Origin of the sequence: Mesorhizobium sp. BR1-1-4 (assembly GCF_020165375.1) — a bacterium.
Taxonomy (GTDB): Bacteria; Pseudomonadota; Alphaproteobacteria; order Rhizobiales; family Rhizobiaceae; genus Mesorhizobium; species Mesorhizobium australicum.
Genome location: NZ_JAIUIB010000004.1, coordinates 417,067 through 432,856 on the forward strand (window position 1 = coordinate 417,067; position 15,790 = coordinate 432,856).

Annotated in this window: 16 protein-coding genes; 9 read left to right on the plus strand and 7 right to left on the minus strand. The window is 63.4% G+C overall.

Features of this window, described 5'->3' with window-relative positions; all coding sequences use genetic code 11:
• The first annotated feature begins 4 nt into the window (after positions 1–4).
• The 3 genes from LB571_RS11215 to sufA all read left to right on the plus strand — a co-directional run bounded on the left by LB571_RS11215 (position 5) and on the right by sufA (position 2,146).
• A complete protein-coding gene (locus LB571_RS11215; protein WP_140617006.1) occupies positions 5–1,249 on the plus strand; it encodes a cysteine desulfurase in 1,245 nt (414 codons plus the stop codon).
• A gap of 22 nt (positions 1,250–1,271) precedes the next feature.
• The gene (locus tag LB571_RS11220; RefSeq protein WP_023773197.1) at positions 1,272–1,664 is read left to right on the plus strand and encodes an SUF system Fe-S cluster assembly protein; all 393 of its coding nucleotides are present in this window, start codon (positions 1,272–1,274) and stop codon (positions 1,662–1,664) included.
• Positions 1,665–1,765: 101 nt separating this feature from the next.
• Positions 1,766–2,146: a Fe-S cluster assembly scaffold SufA gene (sufA, locus tag LB571_RS11225; RefSeq protein WP_015318164.1), complete on the plus strand. Its 381-nt coding sequence runs from the start codon at positions 1,766–1,768 to the stop codon at positions 2,144–2,146.
• A gap of 33 nt (positions 2,147–2,179) precedes the next feature.
• Here sufA and LB571_RS11230 read toward each other — a convergent pair whose 3' ends face one another.
• Complete coding sequence (locus LB571_RS11230; protein WP_015318163.1) at positions 2,180–2,677, minus strand: GFA family protein; 498 nt, start codon at positions 2,675–2,677, stop codon at positions 2,180–2,182.
• Positions 2,678–2,767: 90 nt separating this feature from the next.
• On the opposite strand from LB571_RS11230, the gene LB571_RS11235 reads away from it, so the two are divergent.
• On the plus strand, positions 2,768–3,091 hold the full coding sequence (locus tag LB571_RS11235) for a TfoX/Sxy family protein (protein WP_015318162.1): 324 nt from the start codon (positions 2,768–2,770) through the stop codon (positions 3,089–3,091).
• A gap of 185 nt (positions 3,092–3,276) precedes the next feature.
• On the opposite strand, the gene LB571_RS11240 is transcribed toward LB571_RS11235, so the two are convergent.
• Both LB571_RS11240 and LB571_RS11245 read right to left on the minus strand, forming a co-directional pair.
• Positions 3,277–4,194, minus strand: a complete 918-nt coding sequence (locus LB571_RS11240) for a pseudouridine-5'-phosphate glycosidase (RefSeq protein WP_224594452.1) — start codon at positions 4,192–4,194, stop codon at positions 3,277–3,279.
• Between the two features lie 75 nt (positions 4,195–4,269).
• Positions 4,270–5,214 (minus strand): carbohydrate kinase family protein, encoded by a 945-nt coding sequence (locus LB571_RS11245; RefSeq protein ID WP_015318160.1) that lies wholly within the window; start codon positions 5,212–5,214, stop codon positions 4,270–4,272.
• A gap of 281 nt (positions 5,215–5,495) precedes the next feature.
• On the opposite strand from LB571_RS11245, the gene recA reads away from it, so the two are divergent.
• Positions 5,496–6,596 (plus strand): recombinase RecA, encoded by a 1,101-nt coding sequence (gene recA, locus LB571_RS11250; protein ID WP_140787554.1) that lies wholly within the window; start codon positions 5,496–5,498, stop codon positions 6,594–6,596.
• A gap of 271 nt (positions 6,597–6,867) precedes the next feature.
• Complete coding sequence (gene alaS / locus LB571_RS11255) at positions 6,868–9,534, plus strand: alanine--tRNA ligase (protein WP_224594455.1); 2,667 nt, start codon at positions 6,868–6,870, stop codon at positions 9,532–9,534.
• Positions 9,535–9,758: 224 nt separating this feature from the next.
• Here alaS and LB571_RS11260 read toward each other — a convergent pair whose 3' ends face one another.
• On the minus strand, positions 9,759–10,394 hold the full coding sequence (locus LB571_RS11260) for a glutathione S-transferase family protein (RefSeq protein WP_224594457.1): 636 nt from the start codon (positions 10,392–10,394) through the stop codon (positions 9,759–9,761).
• A 15-nt stretch (positions 10,395–10,409) separates the two neighbouring features.
• Positions 10,410–11,621 (minus strand): NADP-dependent isocitrate dehydrogenase, encoded by a 1,212-nt coding sequence (locus tag LB571_RS11265; protein ID WP_224594461.1) that lies wholly within the window; start codon positions 11,619–11,621, stop codon positions 10,410–10,412.
• A gap of 211 nt (positions 11,622–11,832) precedes the next feature.
• Here LB571_RS11265 and LB571_RS11270 point away from each other — a divergent pair, with 211 nt between their 5' ends.
• Both LB571_RS11270 and murI read left to right on the plus strand, forming a co-directional pair.
• Positions 11,833–12,753: an RNA methyltransferase gene (locus LB571_RS11270; RefSeq protein WP_224594463.1), complete on the plus strand. Its 921-nt coding sequence runs from the start codon at positions 11,833–11,835 to the stop codon at positions 12,751–12,753.
• Positions 12,746–13,609, plus strand: coding sequence for a glutamate racemase (gene murI / locus LB571_RS11275; RefSeq protein WP_224594466.1), 864 nt, complete (start codon positions 12,746–12,748; stop codon positions 13,607–13,609). Before LB571_RS11270 ends, murI begins: the two co-directional genes overlap by 8 nt.
• Here murI and LB571_RS11280 read toward each other — a convergent pair.
• Positions 13,559–14,941: an RNB domain-containing ribonuclease gene (locus LB571_RS11280; RefSeq protein WP_224594470.1), complete on the minus strand. Its 1,383-nt coding sequence runs from the start codon at positions 14,939–14,941 to the stop codon at positions 13,559–13,561. The two genes, murI and LB571_RS11280, sit on opposite strands and share 51 nt — an antisense overlap.
• Before the next feature lie 159 nt (positions 14,942–15,100).
• Between LB571_RS11280 and LB571_RS11285 the strand changes: the two genes are divergently transcribed.
• Positions 15,101–15,283 carry a DUF3008 family protein gene (locus tag LB571_RS11285; RefSeq protein WP_015318153.1) on the plus strand — a complete coding sequence of 61 codons (183 nt, stop codon included), beginning with the start codon at positions 15,101–15,103 and terminating at the stop codon, positions 15,281–15,283.
• An 85-nt stretch (positions 15,284–15,368) separates the two neighbouring features.
• Here the strand turns inward: LB571_RS11285 and LB571_RS11290 are convergent, their stop codons facing one another.
• Positions 15,369–15,563: a hypothetical protein gene (locus LB571_RS11290; RefSeq protein WP_023773183.1), complete on the minus strand. Its 195-nt coding sequence runs from the start codon at positions 15,561–15,563 to the stop codon at positions 15,369–15,371.
• Positions 15,564–15,790 lie beyond the last annotated feature (227 nt).

The window sequence follows — 15,790 nt, forward strand, 5'->3', positions numbered from 1 at the left end:
GCTGATGAACGCACCGGGCAAGATTGGAGATTTCTACGACGTCGAGGCGATCCGCCGCGATTTCCCGATCCTGTCGCGCGAAGTCTACGGCAAGCCGCTGGTCTATCTCGACAATGGTGCCTCGGCGCAGAAGCCGCGGGTGGTGCTGGACACGATCCAGCACGCCTATTCCCAGGAATACGCGAACGTCCATCGTGGCCTGCATTTTCTGTCCAATGCCGCCACCGACGCTTACGAAAAGGCGCGGGAAACGGTGCGCCGTTTCCTCAACGCGCCAAGCACCGACAACATCGTCTTCACCTCCAACACGACGTCGGCCATCAACACCGTCGCCTATGGCTATGGCATGCCCAATATCGGCGAGGGCGACGAGATCGTGCTGTCGATCATGGAGCACCACTCCAACATCGTGCCCTGGCACTTCATCCGCGAGCGGCAGGGCGCCAAGCTGGTCTGGGTGCCGGTCGACGATCTCGGCGTCTTCCACATCGAGGAATTCGAAAAGCGGCTGACCGATCGCACTAAACTCGTGGCCATCACGCAGATGTCGAACGCGCTGGGCACGGTGACACCGATCAAGGAGATCGTGCGCATCGCGCATTCGCGTGGAATTCCGGTGCTTGTCGACGGCAGCCAGAGCGCGGTGCACATGCCGATCGACGTGCAGGATCTCGATTGCGATTTCTTCGTCTTCACCGGCCACAAGGTCTACGGTCCCTCGGGCATCGGTGTGCTCTACGGCAAGAAGGATAGTCTCGCCGGCATGCGGCCCTTCATGGGCGGCGGCGAGATGATCGAGGAGGTGACGGAAGACATCGTCACCTACAACGAGCCGCCGCATCGCTTCGAGGCCGGCACGCCGCCGATCGTCCAGGCGATCGGACTGGGCGCCGCGCTCGACTACATGGACTCTGTCGGCCGCGAGCGCATCGCCGCGCATGAGGAAGACTTGAAGACCTACGCCCACGAGCGCCTGCGCGCCATCAACTCGCTGCGCATCTTCGGCGATGCGCCCGGCAAGGGCGCCATCATCTCCTTCGAGCTGCAAGGCATTCATGCCCATGACGTGTCGATGGTGATAGACAGGCAAGGCGTGGCGGTCCGTGCCGGCACCCATTGCGCCCAGCCGCTGTTGAAACGTTTCGGCGTAACCTCCACATGCAGGGCATCGTTCGGCATGTATAATACCAGGGCCGAAGTCGACGCTTTGGCCGAGGCGCTTGAAAAAGCGCGCAAATTCTTCGGATGACGATTTTTTTCGGGTGACGACCATGGATGATGTGAGCACCACCACCGAAGCTACGCCGGAAGCCGCCGGCAACAGCGTCGTTTCCGCCTCGGCAATTCCCGCTGATGAGCTGGCGCGGTTGACCGACGACATCGTCTCGGCGCTGAAGACGGTCTACGACCCGGAAATCCCGGCCGACATCTACGAGCTTGGCCTCGTCTACAAGATCGACGTCGAGGACGACCGCTCGGTCAAGATCGACATGACGCTGACCGCGCCTGGCTGCCCGGTGGCCGGCGAAATGCCCGGCTGGGTTGAAAATGCCGTCGGCGCGGTCGAGGGCGTCTCCGGCGTCGAGGTCAACATGACTTTCGATCCGCCCTGGACGCCCGACCGCATGTCCGAAGAGGCGCAGGTGGCGGTGGGCTGGTACTAGCGCCGCACCTGGCACACTTGCGCCGGTGGTAAAACTTCACCATTTTAGGTGAGGAATCATTCGGCAGGCCTTGAACCTGCATGGAATGGAGAAGGAAAAACATGGGACGCTTTGCCGTCATCACGATGACCGAAAAGGCCGCCGACCGGGTGCGCGAGATCGTCGCCACGCGCGAAAACGCGCATGGCATCCGCCTGGGCATCAAGAAGGGCGGCTGCGCCGGCATGGAATACACGGTCGATCTGGTGACCGAGCCCAACACCAAGGACGACCATATCGAGCGCGATGGCGCGCATGTCTATGTCGCTCCGGAAGCCGCCCTGTTTCTGTTCGGCACCGAGATGGATTTCGAGCAGACGACGCTGCGCACCGGTTTCACCTTCCACAACCCGAACCAGAGTTCGGCCTGCGGCTGCGGCGAATCGGTCGAACTGAAGCCGGCCGATCTCAAGGCGCTGGCCGAGGCGCGCGCCACGGCCTGATCTTCCTTCGCCCCGTAAACGGGGCGAAGAAAGCTACTCCACCCACATACCCGTCCGCTTGTGCCAGTCCGCGATCGATTCCTCGGGATAGACGTCGAACGTCTTGTCGCCTTTGCCGATCTCAGGCTCGACCCAGTTCGCCTTGTATTTCAGCATCAGATGCACTTTTTCGGGTGGTTTCGGCAGGTCGCTGTCGATCGCTGAGGCGAAGGGATGCACTAGCTCCGGCCAGGTTGGGTCGTAGAGCCAGAGCGCCGACCCGCATTTGCGGCAAAAATTGCGCTCCCCGGTCGAGATCTCGCAGTGGGGATGCTCGTCATCCTCGATCTCGGCGCGATAGACGCCGAGATTGCTCTTGCCCCTGATGTTCAGCGTCTCGTAGGCGGCGCCGAGATTGATGGCGAAACCGCCGCCGCCCTGCTGCTTACGGCAGATCGAGCAGTAGCACAGCATGAACGGCACGGGCGTGTGGCTTTCCACCTCGAAACGCACGGCGTTGCAGCGACAGGACCCCTTGAGCAGCACAGGCATGGCTAAAACTCCGACAGGATAGCCACAACCTGTCAGCATGATTTTGGTTGCGGCGATGACAAGGCCAAATGCCGGTGACATGATCGCGGCATGGACAATGAGCGCATCGCGGAACTGTTCGAGGGCCTCGGTCCGGTCAGCATCCGAAAATTATTCGGCGGCAAAGGCATCTATTTCGATGGCGTCATCGTCGCCATCGTGCTGCGCGGCGAATTGCTGCTGAAAGCCGACGCGCAGAGCGCATCGGAGTTCGAAGCCGCGGGCTGCCGGCAGTGGACCTACACCGGCTCTCGCCACGGCAAGCTTGTCGCCATGCCCTATTGGAGCATTCCCGACAGCGCTTTCGACGATCCCGACGAAATGACGGTGTGGGCGCGACGCGCCTACGAAGCTGGGCGGCGGGCGGGGAAGTAGGCTCCCGCCAGCGCGAGGCCACCCCTCATCCGGCCGCTTCGCGGCCGCCTTCTCCCCGGCGGGGAGAAGAGGTTTGCGTTGAGGCCGCAAGTTCCTCTCCCCTCGGGGAGAGGTCGGATTGCCCCGAATTGCTCTTTGCAATTCGGTCTTGGCAATCCGGGTGAGGGGGACTTTCTTGGCAGTCCCTACAGCGCCTTGGCGATCTCAGCCGCCAGCCTTGCATTGTTCTCGACCAGCGCGATGTTGGTCTTCAGGCTGCGGCCGCCGGTGAGTTCGAGGATTTTTCCCAGCAGGAACGGCGTCACGGCCTTGCCGGTGACGTTGAGGGCTTCGGCCGCCTTTTGCGCGGCTTCGATGTAGCCCGCCATTTCTTCAGCGGGGATTTCGTGGGATTCCGGCACGGGATTGGCAATCAGCATGCCGCCGCCCAAGCCCAGAGCCAGGCGTGTCCGGTAGAAATGCGCGATATCTTCCGGTCCGTGCAAGGTCAATGGCGCCCGGAACGGTGACTGCCGCGACCAGAAGGCCGGCATCGTCTCGCAGCCATGGCCGACCACGGGCACGCCGCGCGTCTCCAGCACTTCCAGCGTCTTTTCGATGTCGAGGATCGCCTTGGCGCCGGCCGAGACGACGATCACCGGTGTACGCGCCAATTCATCGAGGTCGGCCGAGATGTCGAAGCTCTTTTCCGCCCCCTTGTGCACGCCGCCAATGCCGCCGGTGGCGAACACCTTTATCCCGACCATGTCAGCCGCGATCATGGTGGCGGCGACCGTGGTGCCACCGGTGCGGCCCTGCGCGACGGCGAAGGCGAGATCGGCGCGCGACAGCTTCATGGCGTCACCGGTCATCGCCAGCGATTCGCGTTCGCCGTCCGAAAGCCCGATCTTGATGCGGCCGTTGACCACCGCGATGGTTGCCGGCACGGCGCCGCCGTCAGCGATGATCTTTTCGACGTTGGCCGCCATGGCGCCATTGTCGGGATAGGGCATGCCATGGGTGATGATGGTGCTTTCGAGCGCCACCACCGGGCGCCCGGCGGCCAGGGCCTGCGCCACCGGTGCGTGGATATCGATGAAGGGGCGGGCGGTCTCTGGCGTCATCTCTGATCTCCAATCCGGAGTGCGGCGCATCCATCAGGAAAGCGTAGCTTCACCGCGTTATGAACTTGCCGGGTCTCATGCCACTTCCCTGGCATCCGGCACAAGGGCCAGCGCTTCCGCGAAGCTCGCCGCGGTGAATTCGGGCACCGCGTCGGCGCTTTCGATGGCCAGCGTTGCCGCGGCGACGCCCTCGCGCACGGCGTGGCGCAGCGGCTGGCCCCGCAGCAGTGCTGCGACCGTCGCACCTGCCAGCGCGTCGCCGGCGCCGGTGACATCGGCGACTTTTCTGGGGGCAGGCGGCAGGATCGAAAAGGCGCCTGTCTCATCGAAACCCAGCACAGGGCCGCTGCCGGCCGTGACCACGCCGCTGGCAAGGCCGCTGCACCGCAACCCGTCGACCATTTCCCGCTCGGCGGCCGCTGCATTGACACCGGCCAGCACGACGGCCTCTCGCCGGTTCATGAAGAGCTGGGCCAGCCCGCCGAGAACCGGTATCAGCCGCGTTACCTTCGCCGGCGAAATCGCGATGGCGAAAACCGGTTTACCGGCGGCGAGTGACAGCAGCCGCTCCAGGGCGGCCGACGGCAGATTGGCGTCGCACAGTATGGCATCGGCGGCGGCCACCTCCTGGCGTATCTTGGAACGCCTGATCTGCTTGGGAAAAGCCAGGTCGTACAGTGCCATGTCGGCAAAGCCGACGATCAATTCGCCCTCGCGATCGATCAATGCCGTGTAGCTCGGCGTGGTACGGTCGAGGAACACCGCCGAAAGATCGGCGATGCCTGCCTCGGCGATGGCCCGTGAAACCGTATCGGCCGACGCATCGCCGCCCCGCATCGACACCAGGGAGGCCGACACGCCGCGCCGCACCATGCTGCGCAACGCATTGAAGACGCCCCCGCCGACATCCTCGCGCATCGTGCCGGGATTGGAGGCTGCCGGCACATAGGGACCGTACACCTGGCCACGCCGGTCGATATGGGCGCCGCCCACGGCCAGGATCTTCGGGGATTCCACCATGGTGGCGATATGACCTTTGTTGTTGCGGCCGCACAAGCGCTAGAGTGCGCGACAGAGCTTCGCATGCTGGTCGGCGATTCGGTCGGGCGATACGATCGAGCCGTCTGGCCCAATGCGGAGCCCGTTCGTGCCAGGGTTTGCGAGACAAAAAAAGAACAAACCGCGATATCCTTTGTTTTTCAGTTGGTTGTCACCCCTTGCCAAATGAGAACAAAAAAGGTACAAAATGGCAGGGATCACGGATTGTCCGGCCTTCATTGACGACCAAGGGGTGATGTATCATGGCTCAGAATTCTTTGCGGCTGGTAGAGGATAAGGCAGTGGACAAATCAAAGGCTCTGGATGCGGCGCTGTCGCAAATCGAGCGGGCTTTCGGCAAGGGCTCGATCATGCGGCTCGGCGCCAACGAGCAGGTCGTCGAGATCGAAACGGTGCCGACCGGCTCGCTCGGCCTCGACATCGCGCTCGGCGTCGGTGGCTTGCCGCGCGGCCGTATCATCGAGATTTACGGGCCGGAAAGCTCCGGCAAGACGACCCTGGCCCTGCACACCGTGGCTGAAGCCCAGAAGAAGGGCGGCATCTGCGCCTTCGTCGATGCCGAGCACGCGCTCGATCCGGTCTACGCCCGCAAGCTCGGCGTCGATCTTGAGAACCTGCTGATCTCGCAGCCCGACACCGGCGAGCAGGCGCTGGAGATTTGCGACACGCTGGTGCGTTCCGGCGCCATCGACGTGCTGGTGGTCGATTCGGTGGCGGCGCTGACGCCGCGTGCCGAGATCGAGGGCGAGATGGGCGATTCGCTGCCGGGTCTGCAGGCCCGCCTGATGAGCCAGGCGCTGCGCAAGCTGACCGCGTCGATCTCGCGCTCCAACACCATGGTCATCTTCATCAACCAGATCCGCATGAAGATCGGCGTCATGTTCGGTTCGCCCGAAACCACGACCGGCGGCAACGCGCTGAAATTCTACGCTTCGGTTCGCCTCGACATCCGCCGTATCGGCTCGGTCAAGGATCGTGACGAGGTCGTCGGCAACCAAACCCGCGTCAAGGTGGTCAAGAACAAGTTGGCGCCGCCCTTCAAGGTGGTCGAGTTCGACATCATGTATGGCGAGGGCGTCTCCAAGACCGGCGAACTGGTCGACCTCGGCGTCAAGGCCGGCGTGGTCGAGAAATCGGGCGCCTGGTTCTCCTATAATTCGCAGCGTCTCGGCCAGGGCCGCGAGAATGCGAAACTGTTCCTGCGCGACAATCCCGATACCGCGCGCGAGATCGAGCTAGCGCTCAGGCAGAATGCCGGATTGATCGCCGAAAAGTTCCTCGAAAATGGTGGCTCCGAGGGCAATGGCGAAGACGGTTTTGAGGACGAAGCCGGCGCGATGTAGGCAACGGTCAGAATTTGGCCATAAATCCAGACTATTAGTCAATGCTTAAGTAACAGAGTTCTGTAGTACCGCGTTCCAAACCGCCGGCCTTCGCGCCGGCGGTTTTCGTTTGGGCGGCCCCGCAAGTGCCGGTGCAAAGCGCGAATTGGCCCAATTCCGTGTTTCTGGACAGGGTCAAGAGCTACGGCTAAAAGGCCAGCTCCATCTTCTAGAAAATATAGAGCCATCTCCCGCCGGTCCGGCCGGCGGCTCTCTTGAAAAGGCAGTATCCATGAGTGGCGTCAACGAGATCCGGTCGACCTTTCTCGACTATTTCCGCAAGGAAGGCCACGAGGTCGTGGCCTCGAGCCCGCTCGTGCCGCGCAACGATCCGACATTGATGTTCACCAATGCCGGCATGGTGCAGTTCAAGAATGTCTTCACCGGTTTGGAGAAGCGGCCCTATTCGCGCGCCACCACAGCCCAGAAAAGCGTCCGCGCCGGCGGCAAGCACAACGATCTCGACAATGTCGGCTATACCGCGCGCCACCTGACCTTTTTCGAGATGCTCGGCAATTTCTCCTTCGGTGACTATTTCAAGGAGCGCGCCATCGAGCTTGCCTGGAACCTCATCATCAGGGAGTTCGGGCTGAAGAAGGACAAGCTGCTGGTCACTGTCTATCACACAGACGACGAGGCGGCTGGCTTCTGGAAGAAGATCGCCGGTTTCTCCGACGATCGCATCATCCGCATCCCGACCTCGGACAATTTCTGGGCGATGGGCGACACCGGTCCTTGCGGACCATGCTCGGAAATCTTCATCGATCGTGGCGAGCACATCTGGGGTGGACCTCCCGGCAGTCCCGAGGAAGACGGCGATCGCTTCCTCGAATTCTGGAACCTGGTGTTCATGCAGTATGAGCAGGTGACGAAAGAGGAGCGCGTCGACCTGCCGCGCCCGTCGATCGACACCGGCATGGGCCTGGAGCGCATGGCGTCCATCCTGCAAGGGGTGGAGAGCGTCTTCGAGACCGACCTGTTCCGTCATCTGATCGATGCGGCATCCTCGGCACTTGGGCGCGCGCCCGACGCCGAAACGGTTGCGTCCTACCGTGTCATTGCCGATCATCTGCGCTCGTCCTCCTTCCTGGTCGCCGACGGCGTGCTGCCGTCGAACGAAGGCCGCGGCTATGTGCTGCGTCGCATCATGCGCCGCGCCATGCGCCATGCGCAGTTGCTGGGGGCGAACGAGCCGCTGATGTGGAAGCTGGTGCCGGCGCTGGTGCGCGAGATGGGCCAGGCCTATCCCGAACTGGCACGCGGCGAAACGATGATCGCCGAGACCCTGAAACTCGAGGAGACCCGTTTCCGCAAGACGCTGGTGCGTGGCCTCGGGCTGCTGTCCGAGGCGACGGAGAAGCTCGGCGCCGGCGACATGCTCGATGGCGAAACGGCATTCAAGCTCTACGACACCTATGGCTTCCCGCTCGACCTGACGCAGGACGCGCTGCGGCAGCGCAGCATCTCGGTCGACCTTGCCGGCTTCACCAATGCGATGGAGCAGCAGAAGGCGGAGGCGCGCAAGCACTGGGCCGGGTCCGGCGAGGCCGCCACCGAGACGGTTTGGTTCTCGGTGCGTGAAAAGACCGGCGCCACCGAATTCCTCGGCTACGAAACCGAGCAGGCGGAAGGCCTCATCGAGGCGCTGGTCAAGGACGGCAAGACCGTCGACAGCGCCGGCAAGGGCGATGCGGTCGCCGTGGTCGTCAACCAGACGCCGTTCTACGGCGAGTCCGGCGGCCAGATGGGTGACACCGGCATAATCTCGGGCGAGGGCTTCTCGATCGAGATTTCCGACACGCAAAAGAAGGCCGATGGCCTCTTCGTGCATCTCGGCAAGGTGGTCGCCGGCACGGTCAGGCCGGGTGCCGCGGTCGAACTTAAGGTCGATCATGCCAGGCGCTCCCGGCTGCGCGCCAACCACTCGGCGACGCACCTGATCCACGAGGCGTTGCGCGAGGTGCTGGGCACCCATGTCGCGCAGAAGGGTTCGCTGGTCGCACCCGAGCGTCTGCGCTTCGACATCTCGCACAACAAGCCGATCTCCGCGCAGGAGCTCGAAGAGGTCGAGCGCATGGCCAACGAGATCGTCGTGCAGAACGGCCCGGTGACCACGCGCCTGATGTCGGTCGATGACGCCATTGCCGAGGGCGCGATGGCGCTGTTCGGCGAGAAATATGGCGATGAGGTGCGCGTCGTGTCGATGGGCACGGGCCTGCATGGCGCCAAGGCCAACCGGCCTTATTCGGTCGAGCTCTGCGGCGGCACGCATGTCAAGGCGACCGGCGATATCGGCCTGGTGCGCATCGTCTCGGATGGTGCTGTCGCCGCCGGCGTGCGCCGCATCGAGGCATTGACCGGCGAGGCCGCGCGCAGGCATCTCGATGAGCAGGACCGACGCCTGAAGATCACGGCGGCGACGCTTAAGATTTCGCCCGCAGATGTGCCAGCGCGCGTCGAAGCGCTGCTCGAGGAGCGCAAGAAGCTCGAGAAGGACCTGACCGAAGCGCGCAAGAAACTGGCGCTGGGCGGCGGGTCGCCTGCCGATGCTCCTGCCGCCAACGAGATCGTCGCTGGCGTCGGCTTTCTCGGCAAGGCGGTGTCAGGTGTCTCGCCGAAGGATCTCAAGCCGCTGGCCGACGCGGGCAAGACTTCGTTGGGTTCTGGCGTCGTCGTGTTCGTTGGCGCCGGAGAGGACAACAAGGCGAGCGTCGTGGTCGCTGTCACCGATGATCTCGTCGGCCGTTTCAGCGCTGTCGACCTTGTTCGCGTGGCCTCCGCCGCATTGGGCGGGCAGGGCGGCGGCGGCCGCCCCGACATGGCGCAGGCCGGCGGCCCGGATGCGTCGAAGGCCGATGATGCGATCGCGGCGGTGAGGGCGGCACTCGAAGCAGCGTAGCTACCATGCGTGGGGCCAGGCGGGATCCTTTCTCTTGGGGCAGCGCTGCCCCTCATCTGGCTGCCGCCATTTTCTCCCCGTAGAACGGGGAGAAGGGCGCTTTCGTCGCGCCCTTCGCCAATCGCCCTCGTTGCAGAAGAGCGCCGGCAACGCGACAGCCTCTTTCTCCCCGTTCACGGGGAGAAATGCCCGCCAGGGCAGGGGCGGCGCGACGTCGAGGAAGCTCACCTCGAGTTATACGCTTTTTCGGTACGCACGAAGCTCGGGCGGCCAGCCATTCGCAAATACAAATCCCAGATGCCTGCAAACTGCGCCAGCAATCCCCGCCCTTCTGGAACCTTGACGAAGTAGGCGATGATCGGTGCCGCGTGCAGATCGGCCAGGGTCAGCTGGTCTCCGAGCAGCCAGGGCCCGTCTTGCTTCAGCGAAGTCAGCGCCTTCAGCACCGTCTCTGCCTGCCGCAGGCCATCCGCGATCAAGCTCTCGTCGGGCACTTCCTTCTCCAGACGCTCGATCGCGACATCCCAGACCATCGCACGGTAGGCGTAGGCGTCGAGCATGCCGATGATCTGGTTCATCCTTGCGCGGGCGCGTATGTCGGCGGGCTGCAGCGCCGGCCCGTCGAAGGCCTCGTCGACGTAGCGAGCGATCGTGCTCGCCTCGAACAGGCGGAAATTGTCATGCTCGAAGGCCGGGATGCGGCCGAAAGGATGGTGTTTGCCGTACCATGCCGGCGCGCCACCTTCTGCAAAGATGTCGACCGGCACGAGATCGTAGGCGATGCCTTTCTCCTCGAGCGCAAGCCGGACGATGCGTACATAGACGCTGTAATCCGCGCCGTAGACGACCGGCTTGCCCATTCGTCCGCGAGGCGGTTACGCCATCGCCTTCTGCAAATTCTCGTCGATCTTGTCGAGGAAGCCGGTGGTCGAGAGCCAGGGCTGGTCGGGGCCGATCAAGAGCGACAGGTCCTTGGTCATGAAGCCGCTCTCGACAGTCTGGATGCAGACCTTTTCCAGCGTCTCGGAAAAACGCTTCAGTTCGGCGTTGTCGTCGAGCTTGGCGCGGTGCGCGAGGCCTCGCGTCCAGGCGAAGATCGACGCGATCGAATTGGTCGAGGTTTCCTCGCCCTTCTGATGCTGGCGATAGTGGCGGGTGACGGTGCCGTGCGCGGCTTCCGCTTCGACGGTCTTGCCATCCGGCGTCATCAGCACCGAGGTCATCAGGCCGAGCGAACCGAACCCTTGCGCCACCGTGTCGGACTGGACGTCGCCGTCATAGTTCTTGCAGGCCCAGACATAGCCGCCCGACCATTTCAGGCTCGAGGCCACCATGTCGTCGATCAGGCGGTGCTCGTACCAGAGCTTCTTCGACTTGAACTCGGTCTCGAATTCAGCCTCGTAGACTTCCTGGAAAATATCCTTGAAGCGGCCGTCATAGGCCTTGAGAATGGTGTTCTTGGTCGACAGGTAGACCGGATAGTTGCGCAGCAGGCCATAGTTCAGCGACGCCCGGGCGAATTCGCGGATGGACTCGTCGAGATTGTACATGGCCATGGCGACACCGGCGCCGGGCGCGTCGAACACGTCGTGCTCGATGACCTGGCCGTCCTCGCCGACGAACTTGATCGTCAGCTTGCCCTTGCCGGGAAAGCGGAAATCGGTGGCGCGATACTGGTCGCCGAAGGCGTGGCGACCGACGATGATTGGCTTGGTCCAGCCGGGCACCAGGCGCGGCACGTTCTTCATGATGATCGGCTCGCGAAAGATGGTGCCGCCCAAAATGTTGCGGATGGTGCCGTTCGGCGATTTCCACATCTTCTTTAGCTTGAATTCCTCGACGCGCTGCTCGTCGGGGGTGATGGTCGCGCATTTCACGCCGACACCGTATTTCTTGATGGCGTTGGCCGAATCGACGGTCACCTGGTCGTTGGTGGCGTCGCGATGCTCGATGCCCAGGTCGTAATATTCGAGCTTGAGGTCGAGATAAGGGTGGATCAGCTTGTCCTTGATGAACTGCCAGATGATGCGGGTCATCTCGTCGCCGTCGAGTTCGACGACCGGGTTCGCCACCTTGATCTTCGCCATGGAAAGAATGCCTCGTTGCTGGGAATGGACGGCCTTGCCCGCGTGGCGTCGGCCGGGGATGCCGCCCGTATATCAAAGCGCTTTTGGCCACGCAAACGGCGATCGGTCACGAATGTGAGCCCACGGCGCCGTCATTTGCGAATGCTTCATTTTCGCGGCCGAATATGGCAGGGGACGCTGAAATGCCGCAAACAGCAGTTCATTGACAATCATGCCCATTACCAAAGACCCCGATAGCACCGCAGCCGCCGGCCCGGCGATCATCCTTGTCGAGCCGCAACTCGGCGAGAATATCGGCATGGTCGCCCGCGCGATGGCCAATTTCGGGCTGTCGGAGCTGCGTCTGGTCAATCCGCGCGATGGCTGGCCGAGCGAGAAGGCGCGTGCCGCCGCCAGCCGTGCCGACCACGTCATCGATGCCGTCAAGGTTTTCGACGATCTGGCCTCGGCACTTGCCGACCTGAACTTCGTCTTCGCCACCACCGCAAGGCAGCGCGACGGCTTCAAATCCGTGCGCGGACCGGTGGAGGCGGGCAGGATGCTGCGCGCCCGTCACGCAATGGGGCAACGCACCGGCATCCTGTTCGGTCGCGAGCGCTTCGGCCTCTACAATGACGAGGTTGGCCTCGCCGACGAGATCGTCACTTTCCCGGTCGATCCTGATTTCTCCTCGCTCAACATCGCCCAGGCGGCCTTGCTGATGTCCTACGAGTGGATGAAGTCGGGCCTGGAGGATGAGACCAAGACCAATTTTTCGGGGCCGGAGATGAAGCCTGCAAGCAAGGAAGAATTGCACAGCCTGTTCACCTATCTCGAAGGCGCGCTCGAGGCGCGCGGCTATTTCAGGCCGGCGCCGAAGAAGCCGAAAATGGTCGACAACCTCCGCGCCGTGCTGACGCGGGCAGGCTTTGCCGAACCGGAGCTCAAGGTGCTGCGCGGCATCATCTCTTCGCTTGACCGGTTCTCGCCGGCGATGCCGCGCGGCGATGGGTCACCTGGCGATGACCCGAGGCGTTTGCCCGCGGCGGCGGCGCGCGCCCGCAAGGCGGAGGCGACTGGTCGGGCGCCGGACGGTAGCGGCGACGACACGGACACGCCACTGCTCGGCGGCAGGGGAACCGACAATGACTGACCAGCCGATCCTGATGTTCGATTCCGGCGTCGGCGGTCTGACCGTGTTGCGCGAGGCACGCGTCCTGATGTCGGACCGACGCTTCATCTATGTCGCCGACGATGCGGCTTTTCCTTTTGGCGCCTGGGAGGAGCCGGCCCTAAGGGAGCATATACTCGGACTGTTCGCCAAACTGCTCGACCGCTTCGCGCCGGCCATCTCGGTTATCGCCTGCAACACCGCCTCGACACTGGTGATCGACGCGCTGCGCGAAAGATTTCCCGGCCATCCCTTCGTCGGCACGGTGCCGGCGGTCAAGCCGGCGGCCGAGCGCACGCGCTCCGGGCTGGTCTCGGTGCTGGCGACGCCGGGCACGGTGAAGCGCCAGTACACGCGCGACCTGATCAGCAAATGGGCGCAGAAATGCCATGTCCGCCTGGTCGGCAGCGACAGGCTGGCTGGCCTGTCCGAAGCCTATATGCGCCAGGGCTTCGTCGACGAAGAGGCCGTGCGCGCCGAGATCGAGCCATGCTTCATCGAGCGCGACGGCATGCGCACCGACATCGTCGTGCTGGCCTGCACGCACTATCCCTTTCTGGTCAATCGCATGCGCAAGACCGCTCCCTGGCCGGTCGACTGGATCGATCCGGCCGAGGCGATCGCACGGCGCGCCCTTTCGCTGCTGCCGCCGATCAATGGGGCGCTGCCGCAAGCCGAGCCTGATATCGCGGTCTTCACCTCGGGCAAGGCGGACTTCGCCGTCAGCTGCCTGATGCAGGGGTTCGGGCTGACCGTTCACTTGGACAGCGGCAAAGCCGCCCGCCACTCAAACAGGTTCGAAGACGATGCTGCGTTGATCCGGATCGGCCAGGACTAGCCTAAGCGTCAGACCATCACCCTGTCTGAGCCCCGAGGCCTTCACGGTGGCAACGACAGCCATGTCGGCAAGCTGAATGCGCACGCCATGGTCGACGAAGTCGGTGACGACGGCTTTGAACGTCTCGCCCTCGCGCCCCTCCAGCATTACCGCCTCGGCAAGGTCGATGGCCGCGTGGTTGATCTGCGAAGCGCGGCTATCCGCGCGTCCCATCGCCTTCGGCAACCTGGCAAACGCGTCGGTAACAGCCTGGGGCACGGGCTGGCCGTTGGCGATAGCCAGCGCACAGCGCACGACATAGCGATCAGCAAGGCGCCTCAGTGGCGCCGTTGCATGGGCATAGGTCGCGGCCATCGCCTCATGCCATGGGACAACGCCGTCCTGATACGGTTGATAGGATGCGCCGGGGCTTGCATGGCGGATTTCCAGCATCAGCGCCGCCTGATGCGGATCGGTCGGATCGAGGGTTCGCTGATAGTCCCGCAAGCTGGTCGAGGCCGGCCAGGACAGTCCGAGAGCCTGTGCCGCGTTGCGCAGCCTTTGAACCTTGAAGGCATCCGGCCCCGACATCACCCGAAAAAGGCCGGTATGATGCGCAAGCATGGCATCGGCGATCGCCATGTTGGCGGCCAGCGAAAGCGCGGCGTTGTCCTGCTCGGATTGCAGAAGCGGCCTGAACGAAAGCCGGAATGTGCCGTCGGCAAGCCTTTCCACCTCCTGCTCGGGTGGGTCGACGCGGGAAGCCCCACGGCGCCGCTCATTCGCCGCCATGCGCCGCGCCATTTCGGCGAAGCCGGCCGGGACATCGGAGGCCTTCACGCTGTCATAGGCGAGCTTCGCGCGGCTTTGAATGATTGCCCGCTCCGCGCCGTCCAACTTCGTCGCGCCGTCCTGCGCAACCCGAACCGTGAAGATAGCAGCTGGACGGGGTCCATCCGGCAACAGGCTCGCCCCACCCTCGGCAATTACCGGCGGATAGAGCCCGGCCTTGCCGTCCGGCAAGTAAAGCGTCTCGCCCCGCGTCCAGGCTTCGCGATCGATCGCGTCGCCGTCCTCGACGAACCAGGCCACGTCGGCGATGGCGTAATGCAGCAGAAGATCGCCACCGCTCGCCTCGATCGAGAACGCCTGATCGAGATCGGTGGAAGCAGCCGGATCGAGCGTGACGAACGGCATTTCAGTTCGATCGGCATGCTGGTTGGGCACACGTTTGGCCGCCGCCTCCGCCGCGGCAAGCACATTGGCCGGAAATCCGTCCGGCACGTGGAATTCGGCGCGGATTTTCGCCAGTCCCGCGGAGAGAGCCTGTGAGGGATCGGTCAGGGATTTCATTCAGCCGTCCTACACTGGGGTTCCGGACACGGGAAGGCTGCCGACGAAAATCGCCGAGCGCGGCCAAGGGTTGGCACCAGGCGGACCGGGAGCCGCGCCACTGGCGCTGGAACCGGCGCCGAAGCGTGGCGTTTCTCCTGACAGCAAAGGAGACCCGCCATGCCAGCCACTTCTAAAGCCCAGCAGAAAGCCGCCGGCGCCGCACTCTCCGCCAAACGCGGCGAGACCAAGAAAAGCGAACTCAAGGGCGCGTCCAAGGGCATGTATGAATCGATGAATGAAAAGCAGCTCGAGGAATTCGCCGAGACGAAGCGCAAGGGATTGCCGGAGAAAAAATCCTAAGGATTGAGCGCTCGAGCCAGACTACCTTGGAATGAAAAAGGGCCAGCGACGTTCGCTGGCCCGGGAATTGTGGCGTTGAACAGCCTTACCAGCGGCAGCGCCGTACTCTCTCGACGATCACCCTGCGATGGCCATGCCGCCACACCACTCGCTTCTTCACGATGACGCGGCAGACCTGCTTGTGGCCGTGCCAATGACGCGCCATGGCCGGCTCAGGGGCCACCGCCATCGACCCGGCAAGCACCGCGGCCCCTGCCAGGGTAAGGAAAAACTTCTTCATGCAATTAAGCTCCTCTAGCTCCAGTCCCTTCCTGGTGCCGCTGGCGCAAACCTCCCGCCACATCGGCATCGCATCAACGCCTTGGACGCTATACGGTTGCGTTGCGCCGCGCCACTCACAAGCTTGACACCGGTTAAATCTCGGTTTAACCAGCCGCCAACGCCGGGCAGCGATGTCCGGTGTTTGTTTTGCATACGCAAGATCTGTCACGACAATCGTTTCCGATC

What these genes read in the sequence shown, in the direction of transcription:
- LB571_RS11215 (WP_140617006.1), top strand. Translation starts at nt 5, where the DNA reads ATGAACGCACCGGGCAAGATTGGAGATTTCTACGACGTCGAGGCGATC.
- LB571_RS11220 (WP_023773197.1), top strand. Translation starts at nt 1,272, where the DNA reads ATGGATGATGTGAGCACCACCACCGAAGCTACGCCGGAAGCCGCCGGC.
- sufA (WP_015318164.1), top strand. Translation starts at nt 1,766, where the DNA reads ATGGGACGCTTTGCCGTCATCACGATGACCGAAAAGGCCGCCGACCGG.
- LB571_RS11230 (WP_015318163.1), bottom strand. Translation starts at nt 2,677, where the DNA reads ATGCCTGTGCTGCTCAAGGGGTCCTGTCGCTGCAACGCCGTGCGTTTC.
- LB571_RS11235 (WP_015318162.1), top strand. Translation starts at nt 2,768, where the DNA reads ATGGACAATGAGCGCATCGCGGAACTGTTCGAGGGCCTCGGTCCGGTC.
- LB571_RS11240 (WP_224594452.1), bottom strand. Translation starts at nt 4,194, where the DNA reads ATGACGCCAGAGACCGCCCGCCCCTTCATCGATATCCACGCACCGGTG.
- LB571_RS11245 (WP_015318160.1), bottom strand. Translation starts at nt 5,214, where the DNA reads ATGGTGGAATCCCCGAAGATCCTGGCCGTGGGCGGCGCCCATATCGAC.
- recA (WP_140787554.1), top strand. Translation starts at nt 5,496, where the DNA reads ATGGCTCAGAATTCTTTGCGGCTGGTAGAGGATAAGGCAGTGGACAAA.
- alaS (WP_224594455.1), top strand. Translation starts at nt 6,868, where the DNA reads ATGAGTGGCGTCAACGAGATCCGGTCGACCTTTCTCGACTATTTCCGC.
- LB571_RS11260 (WP_224594457.1), bottom strand. Translation starts at nt 10,394, where the DNA reads ATGGGCAAGCCGGTCGTCTACGGCGCGGATTACAGCGTCTATGTACGC.
- LB571_RS11265 (WP_224594461.1), bottom strand. Translation starts at nt 11,621, where the DNA reads ATGGCGAAGATCAAGGTGGCGAACCCGGTCGTCGAACTCGACGGCGAC.
- LB571_RS11270 (WP_224594463.1), top strand. Translation starts at nt 11,833, where the DNA reads ATGCCCATTACCAAAGACCCCGATAGCACCGCAGCCGCCGGCCCGGCG.
- murI (WP_224594466.1), top strand. Translation starts at nt 12,746, where the DNA reads ATGACTGACCAGCCGATCCTGATGTTCGATTCCGGCGTCGGCGGTCTG.
- LB571_RS11280 (WP_224594470.1), bottom strand. Translation starts at nt 14,941, where the DNA reads ATGAAATCCCTGACCGATCCCTCACAGGCTCTCTCCGCGGGACTGGCG.
- LB571_RS11285 (WP_015318153.1), top strand. Translation starts at nt 15,101, where the DNA reads ATGCCAGCCACTTCTAAAGCCCAGCAGAAAGCCGCCGGCGCCGCACTC.
- LB571_RS11290 (WP_023773183.1), bottom strand. Translation starts at nt 15,563, where the DNA reads ATGAAGAAGTTTTTCCTTACCCTGGCAGGGGCCGCGGTGCTTGCCGGG.